This is a genomic window from Pseudoalteromonas sp. BSi20429 (assembly GCF_000238895.1).
Lineage (GTDB): Bacteria > Pseudomonadota > Gammaproteobacteria > Enterobacterales > Alteromonadaceae > Pseudoalteromonas > Pseudoalteromonas arctica.
This window is the reverse complement of the sequence record NZ_BADV01000069.1, coordinates 65,139-77,506: the sequence shown is the minus strand read 5'-3', so window position 1 is coordinate 77,506 and position 12,368 is coordinate 65,139. Positions and strand designations below refer to the sequence as shown.

General features: G+C 39.2%; 8 protein-coding genes. 3 read left to right on the top strand and 5 right to left on the bottom strand.

Annotation, left to right across the window (positions count from 1 at the left end; all coding sequences use genetic code 11):
• Positions 1 to 99: 99 nt before the first annotated feature.
• Both P20429_RS06355 and acs read right to left on the bottom strand, forming a co-directional pair.
• Complete coding sequence (locus P20429_RS06355) at positions 100 to 750, bottom strand: response regulator transcription factor (protein WP_007584799.1); 651 nt, start codon at positions 748 to 750, stop codon at positions 100 to 102.
• Between the two features lie 104 nt (positions 751 to 854).
• Positions 855 to 2,795 carry an acetate--CoA ligase gene (gene acs, locus P20429_RS06360; RefSeq protein WP_007584798.1) on the bottom strand — a complete coding sequence of 647 codons (1,941 nt, stop codon included), beginning with the start codon at positions 2,793 to 2,795 and terminating at the stop codon, positions 855 to 857.
• Positions 2,796 to 3,235: 440 nt separating this feature from the next.
• Here acs and P20429_RS06365 point away from each other — a divergent pair, with 440 nt between their 5' ends.
• Positions 3,236 to 4,402: a DcaP family trimeric outer membrane transporter gene (locus tag P20429_RS06365; RefSeq protein ID WP_007584797.1), complete on the top strand. Its 1,167-nt coding sequence runs from the start codon at positions 3,236 to 3,238 to the stop codon at positions 4,400 to 4,402.
• A gap of 268 nt (positions 4,403 to 4,670) precedes the next feature.
• Complete coding sequence (locus P20429_RS06370; RefSeq protein ID WP_007584795.1) at positions 4,671 to 6,779, top strand: TonB-dependent siderophore receptor; 2,109 nt, start codon at positions 4,671 to 4,673, stop codon at positions 6,777 to 6,779.
• Positions 6,780 to 7,066: 287 nt separating this feature from the next.
• Here P20429_RS06370 and recA read toward each other — a convergent pair whose 3' ends face one another.
• Positions 7,067 to 8,110, bottom strand: coding sequence for a recombinase RecA (gene recA / locus P20429_RS06375; RefSeq protein WP_007584792.1), 1,044 nt, complete (start codon positions 8,108 to 8,110; stop codon positions 7,067 to 7,069).
• Between the two features lie 68 nt (positions 8,111 to 8,178).
• Positions 8,179 to 8,667, bottom strand: a complete 489-nt coding sequence (locus tag P20429_RS06380) for a CinA family protein (RefSeq protein ID WP_007584790.1) — start codon at positions 8,665 to 8,667, stop codon at positions 8,179 to 8,181.
• Between the two features lie 21 nt (positions 8,668 to 8,688).
• On the opposite strand from P20429_RS06380, the gene mutS reads away from it, so the two are divergent.
• The gene (mutS, locus tag P20429_RS06385; protein WP_007584788.1) at positions 8,689 to 11,274 is read left to right on the top strand and encodes a DNA mismatch repair protein MutS; all 2,586 of its coding nucleotides are present in this window, start codon (positions 8,689 to 8,691) and stop codon (positions 11,272 to 11,274) included.
• Between the two features lie 91 nt (positions 11,275 to 11,365).
• Here mutS and rpoS read toward each other — a convergent pair whose 3' ends face one another.
• Complete coding sequence (gene rpoS / locus P20429_RS06390) at positions 11,366 to 12,340, bottom strand: RNA polymerase sigma factor RpoS (protein WP_007584786.1); 975 nt, start codon at positions 12,338 to 12,340, stop codon at positions 11,366 to 11,368.
• Positions 12,341 to 12,368: the final 28 nt, after the last annotated feature.

Here is a 12,368-nt window from a genome sequence, read left to right as displayed (position 1 = left end):
ACCTGAATTCTGATTGATTATTCTACACATAAAAATATGCCAGCATTGTTGCTGGCATTTTTTTGCTCATAAATAAGCAAGTGACTTTTTAAATGTAAATTATGCCTGCTCTATTGGCTCGAGTTTTAATTTAGCGGCAATTAAAACGGCTTGGGTACGATTGTACACGCCGAGTTTTCTAAATATGGCTGTAATGTGTGCTTTTACTGTCGCTTCTGATATGTGCAGTTCATAAGCAATTTGCTTATTAAGTAAACCTTCGTGCAGATATTGTAGCACTCGGTATTGTTGAGGTGTTAATGAGGCAACTTGCGCTGCTATTTCTCTATCTTCACCTTCAATTTCAGCTACTTTGTTTTTTAGCTCTTTTGGTAGCCATGTATCGCCTTCAAGTATTTGGTTAATTGCACTGGCAATATCATCAGACGATGACGATTTAGGAATAAAACCCATAGCGCCGTAACCCATTACTTTAGAAACAATATTAGCGTCTTCACTACCCGAAACAACGGCAATAGGTAAGCTTGGGTATTCTTCTCTAATACGAATAAGACCATATAAATCACCATTACCTGGCATGTGAAGGTCTAGCAGTAATATATCAAGATCCTCTTGCTCGCTTAACACTTGCAGTGTGCTGTCAAAATCGGATGATTCAAAAACCTCTAAACCTTCAAATTTTGCGCTCAATGCGCCCTTTAGTGCTTCACGAAATAACGGATGGTCGTCCGCTATTAAAAACTGACTCATGGTTCACTCCTAATAAATTCGGCTGCCAGTTAGGTATAAAACCCTTACTGACAGCCGATATACTACGTTTAGAATCAACTTGTAATCAAGTTTTTAACGCACATTTAACGATTTAATCTGTTCTCGATTAGTTCATCGACTACAGATGGATCTGCAAGCGTTGACGTATCACCGAGTTGTTGGTGCTCATTTGCAGCGATTTTACGTAAAATACGACGCATAATCTTGCCTGAGCGCGTTTTAGGTAAACCTGGAGACCATTGAATCATATCTGGTGATGCTATTGGGCTAAGCTCTTTACGAACCCAGTTACGTACCTCTTTGGTTAATTCATCGCTTACTGTTACACCTTCGTTAGGCGTAATATAAACATAAATACCTTGGCCTTTAATATCATGCGGGTAACCCACTACTGCTGCTTCTGCTACTGCTTCGTGCGCAACTAACGCACTTTCAATTTCGGCAGTACCTAAGCGATGGCCTGATACGTTAAGTACATCGTCCACACGTCCTGTGATCCAGTAATAACCGTCTTCATCACGACGACAACCATCACCTGTAAAGTAAACACCTGGGTAGGCGCTAAAATAAGTTTGTTCAAAACGTTCATGGTCGTTGTAAACAGTTCGCGCTTGTGATGGCCAGCTATCTAAAATAACTAAATTACCGTCCACAGCACCTTCAAGGTTATTCCCCTCAGCATCAAATAATGCTGGCGCAATACCAAAAAATGGATGGGTTGCAGAGCCAGGCTTTGTATCAGTTGCACCCGGTAAAGGCGTAATCATTATGCCACCGGTTTCTGTTTGCCACCACGTATCAACAATCGGACAATTAGATTTACCAATACTCTCGTAATACCACGTCCATGCTTCTGGATTTATTGGCTCACCAACCGAGCCTAAAATACGTAAACTATCGCGATTTGACGAAGCTGTTGGCTCATCACCTTTCGCCATTAGCGCACGAATTGCTGTAGGCGCAGTATATAAAATAGTTACACCGTGTTTATCAACAATTTCGCCCATACGTCCTGCAGTTGGATAAGTTGGTACACCTTCAAATAATACTTGCGTACAACCGTTTACTAATGGCCCGTATGCAATGTAACTGTGACCTGTGATCCAACCTACATCGGCACTACACCAATACACATCGTCTTCTTTTAAATCAAATACGTATTCATGTGTCATTGATGAGTAAACTAAGTAGCCACCAGTAGTATGTACAACCCCCTTCGGCTGACCTGTTGAACCTGATGTATATAAAATAAACAATGGATCTTCAGCGTTCATTGGCTCTGGTTCACACTTTGCTGGTAAATCAGCAACTAGGTCATGCCACCATATATCGTGCTCATTCCAATCAACTTCACCGCCGGTTAATTGGTGCACAATAACATGCTCAATTGAGGTTACAGATTCTTGCGCTACCGCTTCATCTACATTTGCTTTTAATGGAACACAATTACCTGCTCTGCGCCCTTCATCTGAAGTAATAACAATTTTGGCACCCGAATCTCGAATACGATCTGCAATCGCAGAAGGTGAAAAGCCACCAAATACAACCGAATGAATAGCACCAATACGTGCACAAGCCTGCATTGCATAAACAGCTTGAGGCGTCATAGGCATATAAATCGCTACACGATCACCTTTTTGAACACCTAGCTTTTTTAAACCATTGGCAAACTTGGCTACTTCATCATGCAATTGTTGATAAGTAATATTCTCACTTTGAGATGGGCTGTCACCTTCCCAAATAAGCGCAGTTTTGTCTGCTTTGGTTTTTAAGTGACGATCGATACAATTGTACGAAGCATTAAGGTAGCCATCCTCATACCATTTAATATTTATATGGCCTTTGTCGAATGATGTGTTTTTAACTTTTGTATAAGGGGTAGACCAATCAAGACGTTTGCCATGCTCACGCCAAAAACTTTCTGGGTCATCAATAGATTGCTTGTAAAGCGTATTATATTTATTTTTATCTACAAGAGTCGCATCTTTAATATGCGCAGGAACTGGATAGATACTTTGTGACATCTTAGTCTCCATTTAAATTACTTGCCTTAAGCTTTTACCAAGGATTACTCAGCAGTGCTACATTAAGTATTAGACCTTAGTTGTACACCCCTTCAATTTCCTCATTTGTAGTTTATAATCCTTCTGCTTTCAATTTTTTTACATAAATAATACAACGCGTTAAATGTAAGTAAATACAAACTAATCTGCTCTCAAACCTTAGTCTTATAGACCAATAGGTAATTGAGTAAATATTGCACATATTCAACAGTGTTCTCGTACTCTAATAAAGATATTTTGTTGTACTTACTAAAATGCTTTATTTAACGAATGAAAATAGAAAGTGAATTGAAAGCCAAATTAACAACCCTTTTTATTCGTAAGTAATACTCGTAGCAAGTAATACAAATATCTATGAAAAAAAAGTAATAAATAACAAGTAGCCTATAAAGGACACCACAATGAAATTTACCCCATTAAAAACATTGGCAGCAAGCGCTGTACTATGTGCACTATCAAGTACTGCATACGCGGCAACTGCTGCAAAAATTGGTGATACCGAATTTACTTACGGTGGATACATTAAACTCGACTCTATGTGGAGTGATTATTCAGCGGGTGCGCCTGCAGGTTCAAACGTAGGTCGTGACTTTTACGTACCAAGTACGCTAACAATTGGCGACGATAACAGCTCAGATGCTGTGTTTGATATGCATGCTCGCGAGTCACGCTTTAACTTTGGCACAGCCACTGTTATGGATAACGGTAAGACCGTTAACACTAAAATTGAGATTGATTTTTTAGCCTCAGCTGCTGGCGGCAATGAACGTGTATCAAACTCTTATGCTCCACGTATTCGCCATGCGTTTGTGACATACGACGGTTGGTTATTTGGTCAAACATGGTCTAATTTTCAAAACGTGGGTGCCCTTGCTGAAACGCTTGATTTTGTAGGCCCAGCTGAAGGCACTATATTTGTTCGCCAATCGCAAATTAAATATACCACTGGCGCATGGTCTTTCTCATTAGAAAACCCAGAAAGTACAATTTCTACTACTAGCGGTATGGTAGTAACTGATGATGCATCCTTGCCTGACTTTACAGCTCGTTACACACACAAAGCTGATTGGGGTAACATTGTTGTTGCAGCGCTTGCTCGCCAACTAACTTATAAAGTAGGCAGTGTTGATGCAGATGAAACATCTTTTGGTATTAGTGCGTCGGGTAAAATAAACCTTGGTGAAGACAACCTTAAATTTATGCTTACTCAAGGTAAAGGCTTAGGCCGTTACGTAGGCTTAAACGTTGCTCACGGCGCAGTACTTAATGGCGATGAACTAGATGCCATTGATTCGACTTCTGGTTTTGTTGCTTACCAGCACAAGTGGACAAGCCAATGGCGTTCAACGTTCTTATACTCTTTCTTCTCTGCTGATAACAACACTGATTTATTAGCTATTTCTGGTGATCCGACTGAATCAAGCCAAAGCTATAGCGCTAACATTTTATATTCCCCTGTTAAACGCCTAACATTTGGAGCTGAGCTAAAACATGCTGAGCGTGAAACTGAAAGTGGCGTAGATGGCGATTTAGATCGTTTACAATTCTCTGTTAAATACTCTTTTTAATAACTAAAAAGCTAACTACTTTAAAAAAGCGGCCTAGGCCGCTTTTTTTATAATTCAATTTAAGTCAAAAAAACAACCATATTTTTATAAGTCATATCGCTTATCCTAATCATAATATTATTTACAGACTAAGTAATTTTCCCTAAAACAGAGTAAACGAGTTTGCAAATGATAATAGTTTTTGTTTGAGTTTGTTAATTCTAAATAGTAGAATGTCCCAATTATTTAAATAAACTCAAATAATATTAAATATTAATTAAGGGAAAACATGAAACTCAATCGCACTTTTGCACTTTCTTCATTAGTTTTAGCTATGGGTTTTTCAGCTCAAGCGCAAGAAACACCAACTAAGAATACAGTTGAAAATAACAATGAACAAATGGAAGAAATATTAATAGTAGGTGTACGCCAAGATCGAGTTAGCCAAGGTGCTACCGGTTTAACTATGGAGCTTAACGAAACACCACAATCTATTAGTGTAATTGGCGCAGAGCAACTTCAAAACTTTGCAGCAAATAGTATTAATGACGCATTGAAAATGGCTACGGGTATTACTGTAGAACAAGGTGAAACTAACCGCACACGATACACGTCTCGTGGTTTTGATATTAAAAGCACTCAAGTTGATGGTGTTGGTCTACCTAATAACTGGGGCCTTGTTACTGGTGCTATGGAAAGCTACGGTTATGAAAAAATAGAAGTTATTCGTGGTGCTAATGGGCAATTAACAGGCGTTGGTAATGCAGCTGGTACTATTAATTATGTTCGAAAACGCCCAACAAATGAGAATGAAGGTGAAGTAGGTATTTCTGTAGGTACTTATGGTTTAAAGCGCTTACAAGCTGATTATTCATTTTTATTAACAGATTCTGGTAGCTGGGCTGCACGTGTTGTTGGGGCTGCAGAAAGCTCTGATTCATACCTTGATGGTTTAGAAAACGATCGTACTTACTTCTCTGCTGTAGTTGATGGACAACTTACTGGTAATTCAACACTTTCATTTGGTGCTTCACATCAAGATGCGAATACAGATGGAACCATGTGGGGAGGATTACCACTTTCATATGCCGATGGCACACAAGCGCAGTGGGATGTAAGTACAAGTACAACCCAAGAGTGGACTAAATGGGATACTCTTAATACCACAGCTTTTATTGAATATACTTATGTATTCGATAATAACTGGGAAATTAAAACAACTTATAATTACCAAGACTCAGAAGATCAAAGTAAATTACTTTACCTTTATGACGCTTATGGAATGTTTGATAGTGAAACTAATTTAGGTTTAGTCAGTATTCCTGGACGATATGATACAGAATTCTCAGCTGATTTATTTGATATAACAGCTAAAGGTGAGTACAGCTTGTTTGGTCAAGAGCATGAGTTAATGCTTGGTGGTAGTATTTCACAAAGTACATCTTACTCTTTTACTAACTCTTACGATGCAGCAACAACTGAAGCTTATGGTTTAGCGCCTGCTTTTCCATACGCATTAGATGCGATTGCTGAACCTATTTGGGGTGAACGAACTAAGTATGCTGATATTGATGTTACTTTAAAGCGTTTTTTTGGTTCTACTAAATTAAACCTAACAAGTGACTTATTTGTTATTGCGGGCTTTAACGCTATCGATTATGAGCGCACAGGCTTTAGCCAAGGCGTTGATATAGATAATGATGAAAGTGAGGTAAGCCCTTACCTTGCAACAACGTATGCAATTAATGATGATGTTAATGTATATGTAAGCTATTCCGATATTTATCAGCCACAAGAGCAGTACGATTACGATGGTAACTTTTTAGATCCAAGTAAAGGTGTTAATTACGAAGTTGGAGTGAAAACTCAATGGTTTGATGATCAACTACTTGCAACCTTTGCCGTATTTAGTGCAAAACAAGATAATATTGCAACTTATGCAGGGCTAAACGCATCTGGATTTACTTACTATAAAGGAGCTGATCAAGATACCCAAGGCTTTGAATTAGAATTAACCGGACACATAACTGATGATCTAAATGCTGTATTTGCATATACATACTTAGATATAAATGATGACGCAGGCGATAGTTCTCATGAATGGGAACCTGAAAATGTTGTTAATTTTTCATTAGATTATACGCTGCCTCAACTACCTGAATTTAAATTTGGTTTAGCCGGTAAATGGCAATCAAAAACAGAAAATATAGCCAGTAATGTTAAGCAGGATTCTTATTTACTTATGAACGTATTTGCTCGATGGGATGCTAGCGAAGACTTATCAATTCAAGCTAACATTGATAACATCACAGATGAAAAACATATTACTAGCTTAGCCAATGTTGGTTTTTATGGCTCTCCTATTAGCGGAAAAGTTAGCTTAACTTATCGCTTTTAAAATTCTATTTTAATTAGGTCGCATTCTTTAACTCTTCTCCTGATTAAAATGTATAGCGTATGATCGTTCTGCTCTTCATTTAGTATAGTAATCACTAGTGCAGTGCCTACTCATGAGTGATGTAACCGTATGTTTTTTATAGATTAAATTAAAAAACGACACATTTTTAATGTGTCGTTTTTATTTTATCTACTTTAAGTTTTTAACAACAAAAAAGCGCTAATCATTACTGATTAGCGCTTTTTAATGCTCGGGTCAAATCAAGCTTAAAAACTCATTTTAGGCTGTTAAAGGTCAGCGTCATCGCCTAACTTATCTTCACCATCTTCTGGTTCAATAGTTGCTTTTAGTAAAAGCATTTCGCGTAACTTGCCTTCAATCTCATCTGCAATTTCTGGGTTTTCTTTCAAAAACTTAATTGAGTTAGATTTACCTTGGCCAACTTTGTTGCCACAGTAGCTATACCAAGCACCTGCTTTTTCAACAATTTTGTGCTTAACACCTAAGTCAATTAACTCGCCTTGCTTAGAAATACCTTCACCATACATGATGATAAATTCAGCTTGTTTAAACGGCGGCGCAACTTTGTTTTTAACAATTTTAACGCGTGTTTCGTTACCAACAACTTCATCGCCTTCTTTAACAGAACCAATACGACGAATATCAATACGAACAGATGCGTAAAACTTAAGTGCATTACCACCTGTTGTTGTTTCTGGGTTACCAAACATAACACCAATTTTCATACGGATTTGGTTAATGAAAATACATAACGTGTTAGAGCGTTTAATGTTACCAGTAAGCTTACGTAATGCTTGTGACATTAAACGTGCTTGTAAGCCCATGTGCGAGTCGCCCATGTCGCCTTCAATTTCAGCTTTTGGTGTAAGTGCAGCAACCGAGTCAATAATAACAACGTCTACTGCGCTTGAGCGCACTAACATGTCACAAATTTCTAATGCTTGCTCACCGGTATCTGGTTGCGATACAAAAAGCTCATCAATGTTAACACCAAGCTTTTGTGCATAAACTGGATCTAGAGCATGCTCAGCATCAATAAAGGCACATGTTTTGCCTTCTTTTTGCGCTTCAGCGATAACTTGTAAAGTAAGCGTTGTTTTACCAGATGACTCAGGTCCGTATACTTCAACAATACGTCCCATAGGTAAACCACCTATGCCTAAAGCAATATCAATACCTAGTGAGCCTGTAGATACAGATTCAATGTTTAACGCTTTGTTATCACCCAATTTCATAATTGAGCCTTTACCAAATTGACGTTCAATTTGTGATAGTGCAGCGTCCAACGCTTTTTGTTTGTTATCGTTCATTTTATTCTCCAAATCCAGCTAATGGAATCAAGTATACTGTATGAAATCACAGTATCAAGCTAATTTTTTTATTTTATCTCATCTATTACACTTTTCAATGCAAATACAATAGCTTGCAGTCTAACTTGAGCCCTATCGCCAGAGAATACTTGTTTAAAGGTCAGTACTTTGTCATTAATTTGTATGCCAAACCACACAAGTCCCACAGGTTTACCTTCTGTTGCCCCGCCAGGTCCTGCAATACCCGATACAGCTATAGATATATTAGCGTTTGTTGCCTTAATTGCACCTAGTGCCATTTCACGTACTGTCTGCTCGCTCACAGCACCGTACTTTGCTAGTGTGCTTGCACTTACATTTAGCAAATCTTGCTTTGCTTGGTTGCTGTAAGTCACAAATGCACGGTCAATATAAGTCGAGCTTCCGGGCGTATCTGTAAGGGCATAACTCACTCCGCCACCAGTACATGACTCAGCACTAGTGATCCATAAGCATTTATCCGTTAAAATAGCGCCTAATTGCGCAGCAAGTGTTTTAATCTCTTGATGTAATTCCATATTCAGCCTTTGGGTAAATACATGTCGTTTGATCTTTATGCACCACACACTATAAAACAACAAACCCCTATGATGCAGCAGTATCTAAAAATAAAATCAGAGCATCGCGATATTTTATTGTTTTATCGTATGGGCGATTTTTACGAACTCTTTTTTGATGACGCTAAACGCGCCGCTCAATTACTCGATATTTCGCAAACACATCGCGGTAAAGCCGGTGGCGATCCTATCCCTATGGCGGGCGTGCCTTATCATGCAGTAGAAAACTACCTAGCACGCTTAGTCCAAATGGGTGAATCAGTGGCTATCTGCGAACAAGTGGGTGACCCTGCAACTAGTAAAGGTCCTGTCGATCGTAAAGTTGTTCGTATAGTTACACCTGGTACAATTTCTGACGAAGCGCTTTTACAAGAACGACAAGACAACCTCCTTACCAGCGTTTGGCAAAGTAAAAAAGGTCTGTACGGTATCGCGTACCTTGATATTAACTCTGGTCGCTTTAACGTTGTAGAGGTTAACACCGACGAAGCCTTTAGCTCAACTATTCAGCGCTTAGCTCCGGCAGAACTTCTGTATAGCGAAAGCTTTGAAAACTTTCATTTAATTGAGCATATAAAAGGTGCCCGCCGCCGCCCAGAGTGGGAGTTCGACTTAGATACGGCCGAGCACTTATTATGCGATCAGTTTGGTACTAAAGATTTAGTTGGTTTTGGTGTTGATAAAGCCCACAGCGCGCTTGTTGCTGCCGGTTGTTTAATGCAATACGTAAAAGATACACAACGTATTGCACTGCCACATATTCGTGCAATTACACTTGAGCACAACGAACACGCTGTTATTTTAGATGCCGCTACTCGTAAAAACTTAGAACTTACCGTTAATTTATCAGGTGGGTTTGAAAATACACTTGCCCAGGTACTTGATAAAACAGCAACACCTATGGGCTCTCGTTTACTTAAGCGCCGTATTCATACACCTGTACGTAATAAAGACGAGCTAAATTCTCGCTTAAATGCAATTAGCGCTATTTTAGATGTACAACTGTGCGGCGAATTACACGAATCATTAAAAGAGATTGGTGATGTAGAGCGTGTTATTGCACGCCTAGCTTTATGCACAGCTCGCCCGCGCGATTTAACTCGCCTTCGCAGCGCATTACAAGCACTTGCGCCACTACATACTTTGTTAGGTGATGCTAACGATCCTCGTATAGCGGGTATTATCAAGCACTCGCCTGAGCTCCCTGATTTACAAGAGTTATTAGAACGTGCAGTGATAGAAAACCCACCGGTACTTATTCGTGACGGTGGCGTTATTGCCCCTGGTTACAATAGCGAACTAGATGAGTGGCGTAACTTAAGTAAAGGTGCAACCGATGTACTTGATCAACTAGAGTTACGTGAACGCGAACGCACGGGTATTAGTACGCTTAAAATTGGTTATAACCGCGTACATGGCTTTTTTATTGAAGTAAGCCGCGCCAATGCCCACTTAGTGCCTGCCGACTACATCCGTCGCCAAACGCTCAAAAATAACGAACGCTATATTATTCCTGAGCTTAAAGAGCACGAAGATAAAGTACTTGGTAGCCAATCAAAAGCCTTAGCGCTTGAAAAGCAACTATACGAAGAGCTGTTCAGATTTATCGCTCCACATATTGAACAGCTGCAAATGATGGCAGCAGCACTGGCCGATTTAGACGTATTAAATAACTTGGCCGAACGTGCATTTGCACTCAATTATGCAAAACCAGAACTGTGCGATAACGACAATATAAGCATTAAGCAAGGTCGTCACCCCGTTGTTGAACAAGTAATGAAAGAACCGTTTATTGCTAACCCTGTTGAATTAAACAGCCAACGTAAAATGTTGATTATTACGGGTCCAAACATGGGCGGTAAATCAACCTATATGCGCCAAACAGCACTTATTGTACTAATGGCTCACATTGGCAGTTATGTACCTGCAGACAGCGCTAAAATAGGTAATATTGATCGCATATTTACACGTATTGGTGCTAGCGATGATTTAGCATCAGGTCGCTCAACCTTCATGGTAGAAATGACCGAAACAGCGACTATTTTAAATAATGCCACGGCGCAGTCTTTGGTATTAATGGATGAAATTGGTCGTGGTACAAGTACCTACGATGGGCTTTCGCTTGCGTATGCAACAGCCGATCATTTAGCGTCAAAAATATCAGCTAAAACATTGTTTGCAACGCACTACTTTGAGTTAACAGAACTTGCTGAACAAACAACAGGTCTGGTAAACGTGCACCTTGATGCAATAGAGCATAACGATACAATCGCCTTTATGCATACAGTACTTGATGGCGCAGCAAGTAAGAGCTTTGGCTTACAAGTAGCTGCTCTTGCGGGTGTGCCAAAAGCTGTTATTGCACAAGCAAAGCAAAAACTTAAGTTACTTGAAAATCATCAAAGCGTTACTGCACCAAATACTGAGCAACAAGCCTTTACTTTTAATAATGAAGTTGCTCAAAATACACCTTCAGAAGTAGAAGAACAATTAAGCGCTATCGACCCTGATAATTTATCGCCACGCCAAGCGCACGATTTATTATATAAACTAAAAGCATTGTTGTAATTTATATCATCTAATTTACAAGCATAAAAAAAGCCGAAGAATAAATTCTTCGGCTTTTTAACACACATAGTCTCTTAAACTATTTAACCAGTTACGAAAACTGATTAAACAAGCTATCTGTACTTAAACCTTCTTGTTGCAAAATGTCTTTTAAACGACGTAATGCCTCTACCTGAATTTGTCTTACACGCTCACGTGTTAAGCCTATTTCACGACCTACATCTTCAAGTGTAGATGGCTCGTAGCCAAGTAATCCAAATCGACGTGCTAACACTTCGCGTTGTTTAGGGTTTAATTCACCTAACCAATCTACAATGTGTTTATTAATATCATTATTTTGTACTTCGCCTTCAGGGCCTGCACTTTTTTCATCTGGAATGATATCAAGCAGTACACTGTCGTTTTCACCACCAATCGGCATATCAACCGATGCTATTCTCTCGTTTAAACGTAGCATTTTAGTTACGTCTTCAACGGGTCTGTCTAGGCAAGCTGCAATTTCGTCAGCTGTTGGTTCATGGTCAAGTTTTTGAGTTAATTCACGCGCTGTACGTAAGTAAACATTAAGCTCTTTAACAACATGTATTGGTAGGCGGATGGTGCGAGTTTGATTCATAATGGCACGTTCAATTGTTTGACGTATCCACCATGTAGCGTAAGTAGAAAATCTAAAGCCACGTTCAGGGTCAAATTTTTCAACAGCGCGAATTAAGCCTAAGTTACCTTCTTCAATTAAATCGAGTAGAGCAAGGCCACGGTTATTGTAACGGCGTGCTATTTTAACAACTAAACGTAAGTTACTTTCAATCATACGTTTGCGTGAGGCTTCACAACCTCGAAGTGATTTGCGAGAAAAAAACACTTCTTCTTCTGCGCTAAGCAAAGGAGAAAAACCAATTTCGCCTAAATAAAGTTGGGTTGCATCAAGGTTTTTAGTTACTTCTTCTTTTGCAAAGATTTCATCGTCTTCTACTTTATCTAGTAAAGTTGTGCTTTCATCAGCAGCGATGTCATCGAATTTTTCGTCAGTCGTAGTGTGTTTGTCAAGTTTTGCTGCGCTAGCCATAAGCCTTCTCCCGAGCAATTATCAATAC